Here is an 18,677-nt window from a genome sequence, read left to right as displayed (position 1 = left end):
GCATTAGCACAACCGAATTTTTCTCAATCGACGAATTAGGAAATGCTGTTGCATAGAATGGCTGGCATGGAAATCCACCAGTTGGAGATGCTGCGCGAACTCGGAGCCTTGGGCAGCGTCAAGGCCGTCGCCGAAACCCTCCTCGTGACGCCGTCGGCCGTGTCCCAGCAACTGGCCGCGCTGCAGAAGACCGTTGAGGTGCCGCTGACGCGCAAGGAGGGCCGGAACCTGGTGCTCACGGAGGCCGGCCAGGTCCTGGCGGATGCCGGAGCCGCGGTGGTCAGCGCGATGGCGGATGCGAAGATGGCGATCGGCGCCTACCACGGCTCGCCGGTGGCGCCGGTGACGCTCAGCGGTTTCCACAGTGCCGGGCAGGCCTTGTTCGCGCCGCTGGCCCGGCTCCTGGACGGCCCCGGGCAACCCCGGATCCTACTCTCCGACGAGGACGTCGCCCAGCAGGATTTCCCGGCACTGACGGCCCGCTACGACCTGGTCCTGGCGCACCGGATGGATCACAGCCCGCGCTGGCCCGAGGAACGCGTCGCGGTGATCCCGCTCGCGCACGAGCCGCTGGACGTGGCCCTGCCGGCCGGGCACCGGCTGGCCGGCCAGCCGGCAGTGACCGCCGACGACGTCGTGGGCGAACCGTGGGTGACGAGCCGTGCCGGCTACTCCCCGGCAGACGTGCTGTCCGCCGTCGCGGCGGTCTCCAGCCGTGAGCTGAACATCGTGCACCGTATCAACGACTACTCGACTGTGGCGGCGCTCGTGGCGGCTGGCGGCGTGATCGGGCTGCTGCCGCGGCACACCGCACGGCCGGTGTTGAACCCGGACATTGTGCTGCGGCCGCTGGAGGGCATCAGCACCCGGCGCCGGATCGACCTCCTGGCCAGGCCGGAGAACCTTAAACGCACATCGGTCATGATGGTCTGCGAAGCTCTGCAGACCATCATGACCGATTTAGTGGGCGGCTAGGGGCTAGCCTTCGACGCCGAGGCGTTCCAGGATCAGCTCCTTGACGCGGCCGGCGTCGGCCTGGCCGCGGGTGGCCTTCATGACGGCGCCGACGATCGCGCCGATGGCCTGGATCTTGCCGCCTCGGATCTTGTCCGCGACGCCGGGCTGCGCGGCGAGGGCCGCGTCGATGGCTTCGAGCAGCGGTGCGTCGTCGGAGACCACGGCGAGGCCGCGCTTTTCGACGATTTCCGCCGGGGTGCCTTCGCCGGCGAGCACGCCGTCGAGGACCTCGGTGGCCATCTTGTTGTTGATCTTGCCGTCCTCGACCATCTGGTTCAGTTCCACGATGGTCGCCGGTGCGACGCCGAGCTGGCCGGGATCGACGTCGGCGTTCTTGGCGCGTCCAACGATTTCGCCCATCCACCATTTGCGGGCCACGGTGGCGGTGGCGCCGGCCGCGATGGTTTCCTCGATCTCGTCCATGACGCCGGCGTTGACGACGTCGCGGAACTCCAGGTCCGAGTAGCCCCAGTCGGCCTGGAGGCGCTTGCGGCGGGCGGCCGGCGGCTCGGGCAAGGTGGCCCGGAGTTCCTCGACCCATTCGCGGGACGCGGTGATCGGGACCAGGTCAGGCTCCGGAAAGTAGCGGTAGTCGTCGGCGTCCGACTTGGCCCGGCCCGACGTCGTGGTCCGCGTGTCCTCGTGCCAGTGGCGGGTTTCCTGCGTGACCGGCTCGCCGGAGTCCAGGACGGCGGCGTGCCGCTGGATCTCGTAGCGGACGGCGTGTTCGACGGCGCGCAGCGAGTTGACGTTCTTGGTTTCCGAGCGGATGCCGAAGCGTTCGCGGCCGTGCGGGCGCAGCGAGACGTTGGCGTCGCAGCGGACGTTGCCGCGTTCCATCTTGGCGTCCGAGACCCCGAGGTTCTTGACGATTTCGCGGACCGCGGCCACGTAGGCCTTGGCGAGTTCGGGTGCGCGGCTGCCGGCGCCCTCGATCGGCTTGGTGACGATCTCGACCAGCGGCACGCCGGAGCGGTTGTAGTCCACCAGGGAGTAGTCCGCGCCCTGGATGCGGCCGGTGGCGCCGCCCATGTGGGTCAGCTTGCCGGCGTCCTCCTCCATGTGCGCGCGTTCGATCTCGACGCGGAACATGGTGCCGTCGGAGAGCTCAATGTCCAGGTAGCCGTCGTACGCGATGGGCTCGTCGTACTGGGAAGTCTGGAAATTCTTCGGGGTGTCCGGGTAGAAGTAGTTCTTCCGGGCGAAGCGGCACTTCTCGGCGATCTTGCAGTTCAGCGCCAGGCCGATCTTGATCGAGGACTCGATCGCGGTCTTGTTCACCACCGGCAGCACGCCGGGCATGCCAAGGTCCACCTCGTTGACGTTCGTGTTGGGCTCGTCGCCGAAGACGTTCGGCGCGGAGGAGAACATCTTGGTCTTGGTGTTGAGCTCCACGTGGACCTCGAAGCCCAGGACGGGATCGTACTTCTCCATCGCCTCTTCGAAGCTGAGGGTTGCGTCAGTCATTAGTGTGAACCTCCGTGGCTTGAAACGGCAGCGTCAGTAAGGGAAGGAGCCTTGTCCAGCAGCGGGCCGCCCCACTGCGCCTCGAGCAGGGATTCCAGGACTGCGCCGACGCGGTACAGCCGGGCATCCTGGCGGGCCGGGGCCAGCAGCTGGATGCCGACAGGCAGTCCGTCCTCGTCAGCCAGGCCGCCGGGCAGGGACAGGCCTGGGACGCCTGCCATGTTGGCCGGGATGGTGGCGACGTCGTTGAGGTACATCGCCAGCGGGTCGTTGAGCTTCTCGCCCAGCTTGAACGCCGTGGTCGGCGCCGTCGGGGAAATCAGCACGTCGGCCTTGGCGAACGCGGCCTCGAAGTCGCGCTGGATCAGGGTGCGCACCTTCTGGGCCGAACCGTAGTAGGCGTCGTAATAGCCGGCGCTCAGGGCGTAGGTGCCCAGGATGATGCGGCGCTTGACCTCATCGCCGAAGCCGGCGGCGCGGGTGGCGCCCATGACGCGTTCGATCGTCAGCGGTCCCTCTTCGGGCAGGACCCGCAGGCCGTAGCGGACGCCGTCGAACTTGGCCAGGTTGGAGGAGGCCTCCGAGGGCATGATCAGGTAGTAGGCGCCCAGGGCGTACTTGAAGTTGGGGCAGGAGACCTCAACGATCTCGGCGCCCGCGCCCTTGAGCAGCTCGAGGGATTCGTTGAAGCGGTTCTCGACGCCGGCCTGGTAGCCCTCGCCGTGGAGCTCCTTGATGATGCCGATCTTCATGCTCTCGACGTTGCCGGTCCGGGCCGCGGCCACGAGGTCCTCGAGCGGATCCGGCAGCGAGGTGGAATCGCGGGGGTCATGTCCGCCGATCACCTGGTGCAGCAGGGCCGAGTCCAGCACGGTGCGGGACACCGGGCCGATCTGGTCCAGCGAGGAGGCCATGGCGATGGCGCCGTAGCGGGAGACGCCGCCGTACGTGGGCTTGACGCCGACCGTGCCGGTGACGGCGCCGGGCTGGCGGATGGACCCGCCGGTGTCGGTGCCGAGGGCCAGCGGGGCTTCGAAGGCCGCGACGGCGGCAGCGGAACCGCCGCCGGAGCCGCCGGGGATGCGGTCCAGGTCCCACGGGTTGTGCGTGGGGCCGTACGCGGAGTGTTCGGTGGACGAGCCCATCGCGAACTCGTCCAGGTTGGTCTTGCCCAGGATCGGCATCTTGGCGGCGCGCAGGCGCTCGACCACCGTGGCGTCGTAGGGGCTGTTCCAGCCTTCGAGGATCTTCGAGCCGGCCGTGGTGGGCTGCCCGATCGTGACAATGAGGTCCTTGACGGCGATCGGCACGCCCGCGAGGACATGGAGCTCGGCGGCGGCGGCACCGCCGGCGGCGCGGATCGCGTCCACTTCGGCGGCCACGGCGAGCGCCTCGTCGGCGTTGACGTGAAGGAAGGCGTGGACCTTGCCGTCGACGGCGGCGATGCGGTCCAGGTAGGCCTGGGTGACCTCGACGGCGGTGACCTCCCGGGCGGCCAGCTTCTCGGCGAGCGCCGCGGCGGAGAGGCGGATCAGTTCGTTGTTCTCAGTCATGGTCTTAGTCCTCATCCAGGATTGCCGGGACCTTGAAACGGCCTTCGTACGCGTCGGGGGCACCGGAGAGGGACTGCTCGGCCGTAAACGTGTGGCCCACGACGTCCTCGCGGAACACATTGGTCAGCGGAATCGGGTGGGACGTGGCCGGGACGTCATCACCGGCAGCTTCACTGACGGACTTCACTGAATCCACGATGACGGCGAGTTCGCCGGCCATCCTGTCCAGCTCTTCAGCACTCATCTCGATGTGCGCGAGTTGCGCGAGATGCGCGACGTCGTCGCGGTTGATCGCAGCCATGGATCTCCCCTGCAAGTAAAGGATTATTTTCCGTCCCAGTCTACGTGGGTTGAACTGCTGTTACCGTCGGACGCCGAGACGACAGTTCGCGGCAGTGTTTTGTACAAACACTGCCGCGAACTGTCATCTCGTGGGGTTGGTTAGCCGATGCCGATGGCTCCCGTAAGGACTCCTACTCCGAGCATGACCAGGGAGATCACGGCCGTGCGCCAGAGGACCTTCTTGTGGTGGTCGCCCAGGTCCACCTTGGCGAGGGAGACCAGGAGCAGGATCGCCGGGACCAGGGGGCTCTGCAGGTGGAAGGGCTGGCCGGTGATGGAAGCGCGGGCCATCTCGGCGGCGCTGACGCCGTAGTGGGCCGCCGTCTCGCTAAGGACCGGCAGGACGCCGAAGTAGAAGGCGTCGTTGCTCATGAAGAACGTCATCGGGATGCTCAGGACGCCGGTGATGATGGCCATCAGCGGGCCCATGTCGGACGGGATGATCTGGACCAGCCATTCCGACATTGCCTTGACCATGCCGGTGCCGTTGAGGACGCCGGTCAGGACCGCGGCGGCCATGACCATGCTGACGACGGCGACGATCGAGGGTGCGTGGGCGATCAGCTGGGCGCTCTGGTCCTTGACCTTGGGGAAGTTGACCAGCAGTGCAATGGCGGAGCCCACCATGAAGACGAACGGGAGCGGAATGACGTTGGCGACGAGCGTCACCATGACCGCGGCCGTCAAGCCGAGGTTGAACCAGAACAGCTTGGGACGCAGGGTCTTGCGGTTGGGGTCCAGGGCGGTGTCGGCCATGGCGGAGTCGCGGTCGTCAACCAGGTCCTCGGTGCGCTCAAGCACTGCAACGGAGGAACCGCCGGTTGAGGGGCTTCCGACGGCGGCAATGCCGCCGGCGGGGCCGGAAACCTTGGGGCCAGCGCCCTTGCGGCCGAAGCCAAAGCGGCCGGTGCGGCTGCCGCCGTCGAACGATTCAGCTGAATCCGGGACGCCCCAGATCTCGGGGGCGGTGCTGCGGAGGCGGTTGCGTTCCTGCAGGCCGAGCAGCCAGGAGAAGACCAGCACCACAATGAGTCCTGCGATGAGGGACGGGATCATGGGCACGAAGACGTCGTTGACGTCGAGCTTCAGCGCGGTTGCGGCGCGGGCGGTGGGACCGCCCCAGGGCAGGATGTTCATGGTGCCGTTGGCAAGGCCGGCCACGCAGGTCAGGACCACGGGGCTCATCTTGAGCCGCAGGTAGACCGGCAGCATGGCCGCGGTGGTCAGGATGAAGGTGGTGGAGCCGTCGCCGTCGAGCGAAACAGCTGCTGCGAGGATGGCCGTGCCGAGGACCACCTTGGCGGGGTCGTTGCCGAGCTTGCGCAGAATGAACCGGACCAGCGGGTCAAAGAGCCCGACGTCGATCATCAAACCGAAGTAGATGATCGCGAACATCAGCAGCGCCGCCGTGGAGGTCATGGACTTCATCGAGTCCAGCACCATCGGGCCGATGCCGAGGCCCGCGCCGGCGAAAAGCCCGAAGACTGTGGGGACGATGATGAGCGCCAGCACGGGCGTCAACTTCTTCGTCATGATCAGCACCATGAATACCGCGATCATGGCGAATCCTAGTAATACCAGCACGGCCGGCTCCTTCTTCGTTGAATGACACCACTCCGGTGTGATGCGCACTACAGACGTTAGAGTGGCGCCCGTCACGACTGGGCCTTTGGCTCAATTGATTGGCATACTGCTTATTGGATGCATTTTGCGCATTTTGCTCACGTCCGTTCCAACCCCAGGCAGGAGCCCGATGAAGCGCCGCACAGCTCTGCCGGCCCTGCGCTTTTCGACCCAGACACTGTTATTGCAGCTCGGCGTCGTGGCGCTGGTGGTGTTGTTGAGCAGCGCCGTCCATGCCTGGCTGACCTACGACCGGCTGGGCCGGGAGGCGGAGAACCAGGCGCTGACCCTGGCCCGGACGGTGGCCTCGGACCCGTCCGTGCGGTCGCAGGTCCGGTCCATCAGCGCCCTTCCCGCCGCTCCCCCCGCGGCCGAGCTGTTGTCCGGTCCGTTGATGGCTGCCGCGGAGGGTGCCCGCACCCGCACCGGGGCGCTGTTCGTGGTCATCACGGACGAGACCGGTATCCGGCTGGCGCACCCGGACGCGGAACGGCTGGGTGAAAAGGTCAGCACCGACCCCTCGGAGGCCCTTGCCGGCCGGGAGGTCACCACCCGCAACACGGGCACGCTGGGACCGTCCGCCGGCGCCAAGGTCCCGGTGTACGCCCCGGATTCCGGAGCGGTGGTGGGTGAGGTGAGCGTGGGGTACTCCACCGAAACAATCAGCCAAAGCCTGGCCCGGGACATCATCCCCATCGCCGCCACGGCCGCCGGCGCGCTGCTGGCCGGCGTGCTGGCCTCCTTCCTGCTGCGGCGGCGGCTCCAGCGGCTGACGCTCGGACTGGAGCCCGAGGAGATCAGCACCCTGGTGCACGACCAGGTGGCCGTGTTGCAGGGCGTCGACGACGGCGTGATCGGCGTTGCGGCCGACGGCAGGGTCAGCGTTTTCAACGCCGCTGCCCAGCGGCTCCTCGGCGTCCCCGACCTCGCGGGCACCGCCTGGGCTGCCGCGCCGGTGCCGGCGCAGCTGAAGGCCCTGACCCGGGCCGACGCGGCGGAGGGCGAGGCGGTGGAGCTCGTGGCCGGCGGCCGGGTCCTGGTGGCGAGCGCCCGCAAGGCCCTGCATCGCCGCGAGGACCTGGGCTGGGTGGTGATGCTCCGGGACCGCACCGAGCTGCAGCAGCTGACCCGCCAGCTCGACGCCGTCGGCACCATGTCCGCTGCCCTGCGGGCGCAGCGCCACGAATTTGCCAACCAGCTGCACACGATCGCAGGCTTCATGAGCATCGGCCAGCCCCAGCAGGCGCAGGACTATCTGGCCAAGCTGGCGGGCACCGGGCCGCTGGCGTTCCCGGTGGACCAGGCTGAGCTGCTTCAGGATCCCTACCTGCAGGCCTTCCTGGGCGCCAAGGGCGTCGAGGCGGACGAGCGTGGCGTGAGCCTGCGCCTCGGCCCGGAATCCGTGGTCCGCGGCCACGTCACCGAACCGCAGGACGTCACCACCGTGCTGGGGAACCTGATCGACAACGCCGTGAACGCCGCCGTCGCCGGTTCGGCGGCCGAGCGCTGGGTGGAAGTGGAAGTCCTGGACGAACCGGGCATCAACGGAGGCGCCGGCACACTTCACATTGTGGTGGCGGATTCCGGTGACGGCCTGGGCACCGGACTGACAGCCGCGGAGGCCGAAGGGGTCTTCACGGAAGGCTATACGACCTCGGATCGGCCGGCGCGGGCGGGTGCCGGGCAGGGCCTGGGGCTGGCGCTGTCCCGGCAGCTCGCGCGCCGCCGCGGCGGAGACGTGCGGTTGCTCGAAGCCGGCTCCCCCGGCGGCCCGGGCGCCGTGTTCGTCGCCACCCTGCCGGGAACCACCGAATCCGGGCCAACAATGCCGGGAACCACTGAATCAAGCGGAGAGGACAACGATGTCTGAAGATTTCAGGGTGCTGATTGTCGACGATGATTTCCACGTCGCCAAGCTGCATGCCGCTTACGTGGATTCGGTGGCCGGGTTCCTGGCGCTGCCGCCGGCCGGCTCGGCGTCGCAGGCCCTGCAGGCCATCCACAGCCTGCGCCCGGACCTGGTACTGCTGGACGTCTACCTCCCGGACGCCTCGGGCCTGGACCTGCTGCACCAGCTGGACGTGGACACCGTGGTCCTCAGCGCGGCCTCGGACACGGCCTCGCTGCGCCTGGCGTTCCGTCGCGGGGCACTGGGCTACCTGCTCAAGCCGTTTACGTCCGAATCCCTCTCGCAGCAGCTGCGCTCCTATGCACGCTACCGCCGGATCCTGGCGCAGCCGGGGTCCGTCAGCCAGGAGACGGTGGAGCGCGCCAAACGCGCCCTGATCCCGGGCGACGTGGTCGCCTCGGCGCGTCCCCGTTCGGCCACCGAGGCCGCGGTGCTGGAATCCCTGGTTCCCGGTGAGCAGTATTCGGCCGCCGACGTCGCTGCCCGTGTAGGCGTGTCCCGGGCCACCGCCCAACGGTATCTGTCCGCGCTGGCGGACGACGGGGCCGTCGACATCCAGCTGCGCTACGGCACCACCGGGCGGCCCGAGCACCGCTACGGGATCCCGGCCACGGCCGGCCACTAGCCCCGGCTGGGCAGCACCGGGACACGGGCAACGCTTCTAGCTGGTCCCGTCACGCTCTTTCCGGGCTGCGGCCTGCTCCGCCTGCACGGCCCGGTAGACGTTGCCGTGAATCATGTCCGCCCCGATGCGCTCGATCACGCCGTCGCGCTCCAGGACCGCCCGAACCGCGGGTTTGAGCCGGGTCAGACGCAAGTTGACGTCCGACTCGCGGGCGAGGGTCGCGATGTCCGCCATCTTTGCTGCACCCTGGGAGTCGACGAAATTGATCCCGCCGCAGTCGAGCACAATGCCAGTGAGCCCCGGTGTTGAATGAATGACCTCGCGCAGCCGGTCCTCCAGCGCGTCGGCGGTGGCGAAGAACAGGCCGCCGTCGAACCGGATCACGGCAACGCCGGGAACGATTTCGTCGCTGGGGTGCCCATCGGCTTCACGAAAGACCTGGGTGCCCGGTTCGCGGCCCAGCGACGGCATCTCCGGGTGAGTGGCCACCCGGACGAGCCAGAAGATCGAGAGGCCGATCCCGATCACGACGCCCGCGAGCACGCCGAAGATGAGGGTGCCGATGATCGCTGCGACCGCAATCCAGAAGTCGAACCTCTGCACCCGGGCAAGCCGCCGCATCTCCGGAAAGTTCATCATGCCCATGACGACGGCCTCGATGATCAGCGCCGCCAGCACGGGCTTAGGCAGGTTCGAGAACAGCGGCGCCAGGAAGAGCAGCGTCAGCAGAACTGTGACCCCAGAAGTGAGGGAGGCAAGGCCGGTCTTCGCCCCGGAGTGGTCGTTCAGCGAGCTCGCTGACAGACTCGTCGAGACGGGCATCCCCTTGAACAGTCCAGCGGCAATGTTGGCCAGCGACTGGGCAATCGATTCCTGGTTGATGTCGATCTGGTAGCGGTGCTTGGCAGCGAACGCCCTCGCATCCCCGGCGGTCTGGGAGAAGCCGATCAGGACCACCGCCACCGCCGCGAGAGCCACGGTCCCCACGTGGTCCCACATCAGCTGGCCGTCCGGGACCTCGAGCGAGGGCAGCCCACTGGGCACGTCCCCCACCAGTGCAACCCCTTTGGCCCCGAGATCGAACAGCGCCTCAGCCAGCAATCCGCCCACCACCAGGACCAGGGCACCTGGGACTGAAGGCGCGACAGCTTTCAGCCCGAAGACGACAGCCAGGGCGATGGCTCCCACCAGTACGGTGGTCGGCTGCGCCTCGCCCAGGGTCCCCAGCCAGGACCACAGTTCCTGAATCGGGTTGGAGCCGGTGACCTCGGTACCGGTGAGCTTGGGGAGCTCCCCGATGACGACGTCGATCGCCGCGCCGAAAAGGAAGCCGGTGACCACGGCCTTCGAGAGGAACTGCGCAATCCAGCCCATCTTGAAGACGGCAAGAAGCAGGAACAGGATCCCGGCGGCGAGGGTGATTCCCGCAACGAACGAGGCGATATCTTGCTCGCCGGTGATGCCTGCCGCGAGCACGGCACTCGCGGCCACCGCCGCCAGACCCGAGCTGGGCCCCATCGAGATCTGCCGGCACGTGCCGAAGATCGCGTACACGATGGCGCCGGCGGCCGCGGCATACAGCCCGTTCTGCAGCGGAATCCCCGCGATGCCTGCATAGCCCAGGTTCTTAGGAACGATCAGGGCCGCGACGGTGACGCCGGCGATCAGATCGCCCCGCAGCCACGAGCGGTCATAGGAGCGGAACTGGCCGATGAGGGGAATCCTGGTAGGCCCCTGCCCGTGCGCCTTGGTCATGCGCCCTTCATACTCCAAGTCCGGACGTTCCGCCAGAGTCCCGGTTCCAGCAACGCGGGGTCAGCCACGGCCCAAGGGGAGCGCCGGAACGGGCGGTAAGACCCCGCGTTGGTTTCTAGCTGGCGCTCTTCTGGGCGACGAGTTCGATCTCGACGAGCATCTTGGGATCCAGGAACGGCAGCACATGCACGAGGGACAGCGTGGGACGGATGTCGCCGAAGACCTCGCCGTGGGCGCGGCCGGCCTCTTCCCACTTGCTGATGTCCGTCAGGTACAGCTTGGACTGCACCACGTCCTCGAAGCCGAAGCCGGCCTCGGCCAGCACTGCGCCGAGCTTCTGCAGGATGTAGCTGGTCTGGGCATAGAAGTCGTCGCCCACAACTCCGTCCTCGCCGCTGGCGGCGGTCGCGGAGATGTAAAGGGTGTTGTCCACCTGGACAGCCCGGGAATAGCCGAGGGCCTGTTCCCAGGTGGAGCCGGTACCGAAGGTCTTGCGCATGGTGGGCCTTTCGCAGTTGCCGCAGGGGATCGGCACAACTTTAGGTCGCCAGGGCCAAGAGCTGCCAAACCGGGTTGCTTTGTGTCGGCGGCCCTGCGCGGGGCCTCTGCCCTGGCTAGAGCTCCTGGCGGTAAACGAGCAGTTTGATGTTTGTGCCCGGCACCAGCCAGTCGCGCTCCGGCGCCCGCAGGAAGCCGGTCTTCCGGTAGAGGCCGTGGGCACTTTCCCAGCTCTCGCCCGTGGTGAGGGCCACGGCGTGGATTCCGGGCAGGGCCTTGGCGTGGTCGATGATGGCCTGGACCATGGCCTTGCCGGCGCCGCTGCGCTGGACGGACGGGTCCACCACGAGCATCCGGAACTCGAGCTCGTCGCTTTGGGCGATGTCCGCGTAGGGCTCACCGGCGACCGCCAGCGTCACGGAGCCCAGGATCCGGCCCTCGCGCTCCGCGACCCAAACCGTCGCGGCGGACGCGCGCTGCCCGACCTTCTGGATCTGCTGCATGTACGGGTGGTCGGCGCTCTCAAAATAGCCCGCCGCCAGGTAGGCGTCCCGGGTGATGCGCGCTATGGCGTCGTAATCGGCCGGAACGGCGGGGCGAATGAGGATCTGCGAAGGCACCTGTCAATGGTACGGGCGCCCGGACCGGGCCGTGCCCGGAAAAGCCGTTTCCGTGACTGAACTATCACTCGGAGGCCCATCACTCAGGAGCATCATTCGGGCCCATCATTCCGGCCAGGGCCGGCCCGGCGAGACGACGTTAGAGCGGGAACTTGCCGGAGAGTTCCAGCGGTCCGGCGCACGTCCATGCGGCGAGGCGCTCGTCGTCGGAGGGGCCGCCGGCCAGGGGGCTGGTGAGCCGCGGCCTGCGCACCCAGCAGCCTGCTTCCTCGGCGATCAGGGCCCCGGCGGCGAAGTCGTGTTCGTTGAGCCCACGCTCACCGTAGGCGTCGTGGGTGCCGTCCGCCACGAGGCAGAGGTCCAGCGCCGCCGAGCCGAGCCGGCGCATGTCGGCGAAGCCGTCCATCAGGCTGCCGAGGCCTGTGGCCTGTTCCGCCCGGACGTCGGGATCGTAGCTGAAGCCGGTGGCCAGGATCTGGCCGGTGCGGCCGGGGACCGGCCCGAAGAGGGCGGTCAGCTGGCCCTGCTCCTGGAGCCAGGCCCCCTCGCCGCGGGACGCGTAGTAGGTGCGTCCCAGCGCCGGTGCGCTGACGACGCCGGCCAGCCAGACGCCGTCGGCGTCCGCCACTGCCACGGAGGTGGCGTAGTAGACGATGTTGCGGATGAAATTGGTGGTGCCATCGAGCGGGTCGATGGACCAGCGGTAGCCGCTGGGCGCCGCCGGCAGGACGGTGCCGCCCTCCTCCCCCGTGATGATGTCCCACGGCCGGGCGGCGGTGATGACGTCCCGGACGGCGGCCTCGGCGGCGAGGTCGAAGGCCGTCACCCAGTCTCCTGAGTCGCCCTTGTTGCTGACGTCCAGGGCGGCGGTTTTCCGGGTGGCCAGGACAGCGGCCCCCGCCGCCGCGGCCGACTTGGCCAGCTCCAGCAAGGCAGGAATGCCGGGCGCGGACTCGGGAGGACCGGCGGGGCGCGTGCTCATTCGGTCGCCGCAGCCTCGACGCCGAGGAACTCGCCGTCGTCGCCAGTATCCTGGACGCCTTCCGGGACGCCGTCCGTAACGCTGTCCGCGGTGGTCCGGGCCGGCCCGTCCGCCAGCAGCGCCCGGAAGCCGTCCTCATCCAGCACCGGGACTCCGAGTTGTTCGGCCTTGTCCAGTTTGGTGCCGGCGTTATCGCCCGCCACCACGTAGCTGGTGTTCTTCGAGACCGAGCCGGCCGCTTTGCCGCCGCGGATCAGGATGGCTTCCTTGGCTTCATCGCGGCTGAAGCCCTCGAGGCTTCCGGTCACCACGATGGTCAGCCCTTCCAGGGTCCTGGGCGTGGACTCGTCGCGTTCGTCCGCCATCCGGACGCCGGCGTCCGCCCAGCGGTCCACGATGTCGCGGTGCCAGTCCTCGGCAAACCATTCGGTCAGCGCCTGGGCGATGACCGGACCCACGCCGTCGACGCTGGCGAGCTCCTCCTCGGAGGCCCGCCGGATGGCGTCCATGCTGCCGAACGCGGTAGCAAGGGCGCGCGAGGCCCGCGGGCCGACGTGCCTGATGGACAGGGCCACGAGGACCCGCCACAGCGGCTGGGACTTCGCTTTCTCCAATTCCCGGAAGAGCTTGTCCGTGGTGGCCGTGGGCTTGGACGGGGTCTTGGTGGTGGCCTTGGTGTAGAAGTAGGGCACCAGCTCGATTTCCCCCGTGCCCACGCCCTTGGAGCGCTTCTCCCGGCGGACGCGGACGTCCGCGAGCTGCTCCGGAGTGAGGTTGAACAGGGTCGCCTCGGTGGTGAGCGGCGGCGTTGCGGGCTCGGCGGGCTGGGTCAGGGCGATGGCGGCTTCCCAGCCGAGGGCCTCGATGTCGAAGGCACCGCGGCCGGCGAGGTGGAAGACGCGCTCGCGCAACTGCGCCGGGCAGGACCGGGAGTTGGGGCAGCGGATGTCCACGTCCCCTTCCTTTCCGGGGGCCAAGGGCGTGCCGCAGGCGGGGCATTCGGTGGGCATGATGAAATCGCGGACGGGCGGGTCCTGGGCGTCCCGCAGCGCCAGGACCGGGCCCACAATTTCCGGAATGACGTCTCCGGCCTTCCGCAACACCACGATGTCGCCGATCTTCACGCCCTTGGCCTTGACTACTTCCTGGTTGTGCAGGGTGGCCATTTCCACGGTGGAGCCGGCAACCTTGACTGGTTCCATCACGCCGTACGGGGTGACCCGGCCGGTGCGGCCGACGTTGACGGCGATGTCGAGCAGCTTGGTGTGGACCTCTTCGGGCGGGTACTTGTAGGCCACGGCCCAGCGCGGCACCCGGGTGGTGTAACCCAGCGCCCGCTGTGTGGCGAAGTCGTCCACCTTGATGACAATGCCGTCGATCTCGTGGGTGAGGCTGTGCCGTTTGTCGCCGTAGCGCTTGATGAAGTCCAGCACGTCCGCCAGCCCGGCGAGGACCTCGAAGTAGGGGCTCGTGGGCAGTCCCCACTCGGCGAGCTTGCGGTAAGTCTCCGACTGGCTGGCAATGTCGAGCCCCTCGCGGGCGCCGATGCCGTGGACGTACATCCGCAGCGGACGCTTGGCGGTTTCGGCGGGGTCCTTTTGCCGCAGCGAGCCGGCTGCGGCGTTGCGCGGGTTGGCCAGCGGCGCTTTGCCGGCCTCGATCAGGGCTTCGTTGAATTCCGCGAAGGCCTGGGACGGGATGAACACTTCGCCGCGGACTTCCATCTCCGCCGGGAAGCCGCTGCCGCTGAGCTGCTGCGGGATTTCCTTGATGGTCAGGACGTTGTGCGTGATGTCCTCGCCGGTGGTGCCGTCGCCGCGGGTGGCGGCCCGGACCAGCGCCCCGTCGCGGTAGAGCAGGTTGACGGCCAGGCCGTCGATCTTCAGTTCGGTGAGCCACGACGGCGGGTTGCCGCCATTGCTGCCGTTGCCGAGCTTGGCGACGCCCGCCTCGGCCTTCACCATCCAGGCCTCAAGCTCCTCGAGCGAGAAGACATCCTCCAGGCTGTACATGCGCTGCAGGTGTTGGACGGCGGTAAACGCCGCTGACACCTCGCCGCCGACTTCCTGCGTGGGCGAATCGTTGGCCACCAGTTCCGGATTCATGGCCTCGATCGTTTCCAGCCGCCGGTAAAGCTCGTCGAACTCGGCGTCGGAGATGATCGGAGCGTCCTCCTGGTAGTACGCAAAACGGTGTTTGCGGACCTGTTCCACAAGGTCCTCATACTCCGCGCGGATGTCCCCGGACGGGACCTGCCCCCCGTCGGGACCTCGAGGATCCGTGGCGTGCCCGGGGGCTGCTTCGGCTGCTTTTTCAATCCCTGCTGCGGTCTCTGCTGCGGTCTTCCCTGTGCTCACAGACCTATCCTGCCCTAGATCCACGACATTGTCCGGTCCAGGGGTAGGGCCCCGGGCCGGCCCATGGTCCGGTCAGGGGTCCGGTCGTGGGGCCGGTCAAGGGGCCGAGGTCAGACGGGCGCATCCTCGTTTGCAGTCCGGGCGTCGACCACGATCGCCGTGATGTTGTCCCGGCCGCCGCTGCGCAGTGCCGCCTGGATCAGTTCGTCTACCGCCGCCTGGGGGTCCGCTTCGGCCGCAAGGATGCCGGCAATCTGCTCATCGCCCAGTTCCCCGTTGAGCCCGTCGGAGCAGACCAGGATCCTGTCGCCGTCTTCGAGGGGCAGCAGCCAGTAGTCGGCCTCGGAGTCGTGTCCGGTTCCCAGGGCTCGCGTCACGACATGCCTGCGCGGATACACGGCGGCCTCGGCTTCGGTGATCTGCCCGGTGTCAAGGAGTTCCTGCACCTCGGAATGGTCCACACTGATCTGGGCGAGCTGGCCGTGGCTGTACCGGTAGGTGCGTGAATCACCGATGTTGAGGACAAGCCAGTACGGAACGTCCAGCTGTTCCACCACCACGACGCCGGACAAGGTGGTTCCGGCGCGGGATCCGGTGGCGTGACGGATGCCGGCGTCAGCCATGAGCAGGTACTCCTGGAGGATGTCCGCCGTCGCGTCCCGGCTGCCGGTCTTGAACTGTGGCAGCTCGGCCAGGGTGCGCACGCAGATGCCGCTGGCAACTTCGCCCGCCTCATGCCCTCCCATGCCGTCCGCCACGGCGAAGACGGGGTCTGCGGCAATGAAGGAATCCTCGTTCGCCTCCCGGCGCAGTCCCCGGTCCGTGCCGTACCCGCAGCGCAGGCGCGGTCCCCGTTTCCCGTCCGACGGCGGGAAGGGGGCGTCTGGCGTTGGGTTCATGGCGGTCCTCAATGAAGTGGTGCGCGGCTGCGGTGGTGCGCGAGGGTTGACGGCGGTCACAAACCCGGCCGGATCGCAACTGCCGGTCCGACTATTGCATATGCGCCGCACAACTGAGAAGCCCGCCACGGGCTACCGCCGGGCTGATCCGGCGATCAGTCCAGGATCAGGCCCCGGCCGCTGCCGGGCTGCAGCTGCACCGGGTGGATTTCACCGAACCCGCGGACGTCCTCGGCCGGGCGGGGCACGAGGACGAAGCGTTCGTCCTGCTCCAGCGCGGCCGCGGTCATCGAATCCACCAGTACCGTTCCGGGGTCCGCGAGGGCCGTCAGGCGGGCGGCGAGGTTGACGGTGGGTCCGTAGATGTCGCCGAGGCGGGAGAGGATGCGGCCCCAGACCATGGCCACGCGGGCCTGGGGCAGGATCTCGTCCTCGGTGAAGGCACGGCACAGTGCCAGGGAGATCTCGGCGCCGGCCGCGGGGGTCTCGGCAATGTAGAGGACTTCGTCGCCGACGGTCTTGACCAGCCGGCCGCCGCCGACGGAGATGATTTCGGCACATTTGTTCTCGAAGCGCTGCACCAGCTGGGCGAGGGTTTTCTCGTTCATCCGGCGGGACAGGCTGGTGTAGGACACCAGATCGGCGAAGCCAACGGCCCGGGCCAGCGGCAGCGGCGAATCGTCCTCGTCGCCTTCGCGGCCCTCTTCGCTGGACTGCAGTCCGGCCTCGGCCCGGACGGCCAGGCGCTGCACACCGGCGTTGAGCTGCCGGCGCCAAGAATAGACGAGCATTTCCTCGAGGGCGTCAATAAGGTTCGGCAGCTCGCTGACCAGCCGCTTGCGCGCGACGGCGTCCGGCACGCCCTGTTCCTGGACCATGTCCTCCACCAGGGCCTCGATCTGCCACACGACCATCCGGTCGGTCATCTGACCGATGGCCCGGGTGATGGAGATGGCGGCTTCCTCCGTGAGCTTGCCGTCACGCACGAGGTCCACGATGGTGGACAGGGCGGACTGGTCGCGCTCGGTGAAGGCCACATCCTCATCCCCGAGGTTGGGAAAGCCGAGGGCGCGCCAGAGTTTCCGGGCAGAGAGCAGCGAGAGTCCGGCGCCGGCGGCGACTTCACGGCGCCGGAGCTTGCGTTCGCCGCCCAGCAGGCGGGCTTCGAGGGCCTTGGCGGCAAGCCGTTCGGCGGACATCGTTCCAGTAGGCGGAGTGGCAGGTTCCGGGGCGCGCTCGAATTCGGGTTCGGCGGGTTCAGATTCGGATTCGGCGGGTTCGAATTCGGCTTCGGGACCGATGAGCGCGCCGGCTTCAGTGTCGAAGGCGGTCTCGGCGCCGCTGCCGGGCGCAGCCGGGCCGGCGACGTCTTCGGGCTCCCGGGGCAAATCAGGGGCAGCGAGGTCGATGTCCTGGTGGACGTTCTCAGCGTTCATCTCTTCCACCTTCTCTCGTCTCCCATGGCCAGGCCTCGCCCGGGTTGTAGGTCATGCCATCGGCCCCGAACACCTCGTCCTTGGGGAGATCGCCGATAGCGTCCAGCATGAAGTTGCGGAATGTCGCGACCTCCGGGACATCTGGGACCACCATTCCAACGGGGTACCCGGTCTCCAAGGATATATTCCCGGAGCGCAATAGCCGCTGCAACAACGATTGCTCAATGGCCACATGGCGGACGGCGGCGAGGGCAACCTGTTCATCGCGCCGCCGTAACATGCCGTACCGGGTAACTAAGCGCTGGCTGGTCAGGATGTAGCGGGTGGCGTGCCACGCAATGACCCGCGAGAGGCAGTAGCCCACCAGCACCCACGCCGCCAACCCCAGGCACACGGCAACCAGCCAGGGCGTCCAGTCCTTGGGGATGAGCGGAATGAGCCGCGCCGGCCCGCCCTTGACAACCCAGGCGCAGGCGTAGGCCGCCAACGCCGGAACGACAATGAACATCAGCCCCGGGACAATGAGCATCCTGGGCTGGGGCCGGGTCACCACAATCACTTGCTCTCCCGGCAGGAGCACTTTACGCATAACCGCTTTCCGCGCCGCCGCGGCCGTCGCCCTGCCCGCCGGTTCCGGCCGGGCTCCACGGCCTCAGGTGCACGACGTCGCCGGCCGTCACCACATGCTCATGGCCCGCGGCGTCGACCACCAGGAGCGAACCGTATTCGTCCAGGCGCGTGGCGTGGCCAATAATCTCGTGATCGCCCGGGAGCTGGGCACGGACCTGCTTGCCGAGGGTCGACAGCAGGTGTTCCACCCTCTTATGCAGCGACGGGCCGCCGGCCATGCCGGCGGAGGGGTCGCCGTCGGCGTTGCAGAAACTCCGGTAGAGGGTGGCGAAGCGGGACAGGTAGCTCTTCAGGAGCTCCGTCCGGTCCACCGTGTCCGGATTCTCCAGCAACACGGACGTGGCGGTGGGGACCGGGAGCTCGGGCTCGGTCAGCGTGACGTTCAGGCCCGTTCCCAGGATGACCGGGGGCGTGCCGGCGCCGCCGAGCGGACCGAGCTGGGCCAGGATGCCTGCGATCTTCCGGCCCCGCACCAGGACGTCGTTGGGCCATTTGAGTTCCGCCGGAAGGCCAGCCGTTTCCGTCAGGGCCTCACGCAGGGCAAGGGCGGCCAGGAGGGAGAGCCAGGAGTAGCTGTGGGTCGGCAGCGGCCGGCCGGCAGCGTTGACGGGCCGCAGCACCAGCGAGACGGAGACGGAGCTGCGGGCCGGCGCCTCCCAGCGGCGGTCGAGCCGGCCGCGCGCGGCGCTTTGGTACTCGGCGGTCAGCACCGACAGGTCCGGCCAGGCGGTGGGATCCTCGGTCACGCCGCGGAGGAGATCGGCATTGGTGGAGCCGGTGGACTCAACCACCGTCAGCCGCGGAATTCCGTTGGCGGACAGGAACGCCTCATCGCTGAGGGCACTCAGGTCGAGGGGCGGACGGTCCGGGGTTTCCTGCACGGCTTCCATGCTTGAATCCTACCGAGGAAAGCGCACCGAGGCTCCCGCCCCCGTTGACTCAAAACCTCTGCTGAAACTCCCCA

Annotated in this window: 16 protein-coding genes; 3 read left to right on the top strand and 13 right to left on the bottom strand. The window is 68.2% G+C overall.

Going from position 1 to position 18,677, the window contains the following annotated elements:
• Positions 1-66 precede the first annotated feature (66 nt).
• Positions 67-975 (top strand): LysR family transcriptional regulator, encoded by a 909-nt coding sequence (locus MRBLAR12_RS17435; RefSeq protein ID WP_229993766.1) that lies wholly within the window; start codon positions 67-69, stop codon positions 973-975.
• Positions 976-978: 3 nt separating this feature from the next.
• Here the strand turns inward: MRBLAR12_RS17435 and gatB are convergent, their stop codons facing one another.
• The 4 genes from gatB to MRBLAR12_RS17415 form a co-directional block, all read right to left on the bottom strand.
• Positions 979-2,484: an Asp-tRNA(Asn)/Glu-tRNA(Gln) amidotransferase subunit GatB gene (gene gatB / locus MRBLAR12_RS17430; protein WP_229993767.1), complete on the bottom strand. Its 1,506-nt coding sequence runs from the start codon at positions 2,482-2,484 to the stop codon at positions 979-981.
• Positions 2,484-4,037, bottom strand: coding sequence for an Asp-tRNA(Asn)/Glu-tRNA(Gln) amidotransferase subunit GatA (gene gatA, locus MRBLAR12_RS17425; RefSeq protein ID WP_364747316.1), 1,554 nt, complete (start codon positions 4,035-4,037; stop codon positions 2,484-2,486). The genes gatB and gatA overlap by 1 nt, the downstream gene beginning before the upstream one ends.
• Positions 4,038-4,041: 4 nt before the next feature.
• Positions 4,042-4,338: an Asp-tRNA(Asn)/Glu-tRNA(Gln) amidotransferase subunit GatC gene (gatC, locus tag MRBLAR12_RS17420; RefSeq protein WP_026537696.1), complete on the bottom strand. Its 297-nt coding sequence runs from the start codon at positions 4,336-4,338 to the stop codon at positions 4,042-4,044.
• Positions 4,339-4,478: 140 nt separating this feature from the next.
• Complete coding sequence (locus MRBLAR12_RS17415; RefSeq protein WP_229993769.1) at positions 4,479-5,963, bottom strand: CitMHS family transporter; 1,485 nt, start codon at positions 5,961-5,963, stop codon at positions 4,479-4,481.
• A 169-nt stretch (positions 5,964-6,132) separates the two neighbouring features.
• Between MRBLAR12_RS17415 and MRBLAR12_RS17410 the strand changes: the two genes are divergently transcribed.
• Together MRBLAR12_RS17410 and MRBLAR12_RS17405 are read left to right on the top strand one after the other, a co-directional pair.
• The gene (locus MRBLAR12_RS17410) at positions 6,133-7,872 is read left to right on the top strand and encodes a sensor histidine kinase (protein WP_364747314.1); all 1,740 of its coding nucleotides are present in this window, start codon (positions 6,133-6,135) and stop codon (positions 7,870-7,872) included.
• Complete coding sequence (locus tag MRBLAR12_RS17405; protein ID WP_229993771.1) at positions 7,865-8,536, top strand: response regulator; 672 nt, start codon at positions 7,865-7,867, stop codon at positions 8,534-8,536. Before MRBLAR12_RS17410 ends, MRBLAR12_RS17405 begins: the two co-directional genes overlap by 8 nt.
• A 36-nt stretch (positions 8,537-8,572) precedes the next feature.
• Here MRBLAR12_RS17405 and MRBLAR12_RS17400 read toward each other — a convergent pair whose 3' ends face one another.
• The 9 genes from MRBLAR12_RS17400 to MRBLAR12_RS17360 form a co-directional block, all read right to left on the bottom strand.
• Positions 8,573-10,291 carry a SulP family inorganic anion transporter gene (locus MRBLAR12_RS17400; protein ID WP_229993772.1) on the bottom strand — a complete coding sequence of 573 codons (1,719 nt, stop codon included), beginning with the start codon at positions 10,289-10,291 and terminating at the stop codon, positions 8,573-8,575.
• A 115-nt stretch (positions 10,292-10,406) separates the two neighbouring features.
• Complete coding sequence (locus MRBLAR12_RS17395) at positions 10,407-10,790, bottom strand: RidA family protein (protein WP_364747311.1); 384 nt, start codon at positions 10,788-10,790, stop codon at positions 10,407-10,409.
• Between the two features lie 115 nt (positions 10,791-10,905).
• Positions 10,906-11,409, bottom strand: a complete 504-nt coding sequence (locus tag MRBLAR12_RS17390) for a GNAT family N-acetyltransferase (protein WP_229993774.1) — start codon at positions 11,407-11,409, stop codon at positions 10,906-10,908.
• Between the two features lie 139 nt (positions 11,410-11,548).
• Positions 11,549-12,391 (bottom strand): inositol monophosphatase family protein, encoded by an 843-nt coding sequence (locus tag MRBLAR12_RS17385; protein WP_364747310.1) that lies wholly within the window; start codon positions 12,389-12,391, stop codon positions 11,549-11,551.
• On the bottom strand, positions 12,388-14,748 hold the full coding sequence (gene ligA / locus MRBLAR12_RS17380; protein ID WP_364747308.1) for an NAD-dependent DNA ligase LigA: 2,361 nt from the start codon (positions 14,746-14,748) through the stop codon (positions 12,388-12,390). The genes MRBLAR12_RS17385 and ligA overlap by 4 nt, the downstream gene beginning before the upstream one ends.
• 110 nt (positions 14,749-14,858) lie before the next feature.
• Positions 14,859-15,647 carry a PP2C family protein-serine/threonine phosphatase gene (locus tag MRBLAR12_RS17375; protein ID WP_229993777.1) on the bottom strand — a complete coding sequence of 263 codons (789 nt, stop codon included), beginning with the start codon at positions 15,645-15,647 and terminating at the stop codon, positions 14,859-14,861.
• A 155-nt stretch (positions 15,648-15,802) separates the two neighbouring features.
• Positions 15,803-17,083 (bottom strand): adenylate/guanylate cyclase domain-containing protein, encoded by a 1,281-nt coding sequence (locus MRBLAR12_RS17370; RefSeq protein WP_364747306.1) that lies wholly within the window; start codon positions 17,081-17,083, stop codon positions 15,803-15,805.
• Positions 17,073-17,672, bottom strand: a complete 600-nt coding sequence (locus MRBLAR12_RS17365; RefSeq protein ID WP_229993779.1) for a PH domain-containing protein — start codon at positions 17,670-17,672, stop codon at positions 17,073-17,075. The genes MRBLAR12_RS17370 and MRBLAR12_RS17365 overlap by 11 nt, the downstream gene beginning before the upstream one ends.
• Positions 17,665-18,603 carry a biotin--[acetyl-CoA-carboxylase] ligase gene (locus MRBLAR12_RS17360; protein WP_364747304.1) on the bottom strand — a complete coding sequence of 313 codons (939 nt, stop codon included), beginning with the start codon at positions 18,601-18,603 and terminating at the stop codon, positions 17,665-17,667. The genes MRBLAR12_RS17365 and MRBLAR12_RS17360 overlap by 8 nt, the downstream gene beginning before the upstream one ends.
• Between the last annotated feature and the right edge of the window lie 74 nt (positions 18,604-18,677).

Origin of the sequence: Arthrobacter sp. LAR12-1-1.1, from assembly GCF_040676555.1 — a bacterium.
Classification (GTDB): Bacteria; Actinomycetota; Actinomycetes; order Actinomycetales; family Micrococcaceae; genus Arthrobacter.
Note: the sequence above shows the minus strand (reverse complement) of the source record. Positions and strands in the feature narration are given on the sequence as shown.

Coding starts and splice junctions, on each gene's coding strand:
- MRBLAR12_RS17435 (WP_229993766.1), top strand. CDS start 67: ATGGAAATCCACCAGTTGGAGATGCTGCGCGAACTCGGAGCCTTGGGC.
- gatB (WP_229993767.1), bottom strand. CDS start 2,484: ATGACTGACGCAACCCTCAGCTTCGAAGAGGCGATGGAGAAGTACGAT.
- gatA (WP_364747316.1), bottom strand. CDS start 4,037: ATGACTGAGAACAACGAACTGATCCGCCTCTCCGCCGCGGCGCTCGCC.
- gatC (WP_026537696.1), bottom strand. CDS start 4,338: ATGGCTGCGATCAACCGCGACGACGTCGCGCATCTCGCGCAACTCGCG.
- MRBLAR12_RS17410 (WP_364747314.1), top strand. CDS start 6,133: ATGAAGCGCCGCACAGCTCTGCCGGCCCTGCGCTTTTCGACCCAGACA.
- MRBLAR12_RS17405 (WP_229993771.1), top strand. CDS start 7,865: ATGTCTGAAGATTTCAGGGTGCTGATTGTCGACGATGATTTCCACGTC.
- MRBLAR12_RS17400 (WP_229993772.1), bottom strand. CDS start 10,291: ATGACCAAGGCGCACGGGCAGGGGCCTACCAGGATTCCCCTCATCGGC.
- MRBLAR12_RS17395 (WP_364747311.1), bottom strand. CDS start 10,790: ATGCGCAAGACCTTCGGTACCGGCTCCACCTGGGAACAGGCCCTCGGC.
- MRBLAR12_RS17385 (WP_364747310.1), bottom strand. CDS start 12,391: ATGAGCACGCGCCCCGCCGGTCCTCCCGAGTCCGCGCCCGGCATTCCT.
- MRBLAR12_RS17375 (WP_229993777.1), bottom strand. CDS start 15,647: ATGAACCCAACGCCAGACGCCCCCTTCCCGCCGTCGGACGGGAAACGG.
- MRBLAR12_RS17370 (WP_364747306.1), bottom strand. CDS start 17,083: ATGAACGCTGAGAACGTCCACCAGGACATCGACCTCGCTGCCCCTGAT.
- MRBLAR12_RS17365 (WP_229993779.1), bottom strand. CDS start 17,672: ATGCGTAAAGTGCTCCTGCCGGGAGAGCAAGTGATTGTGGTGACCCGG.
- MRBLAR12_RS17360 (WP_364747304.1), bottom strand. CDS start 18,603: ATGGAAGCCGTGCAGGAAACCCCGGACCGTCCGCCCCTCGACCTGAGT.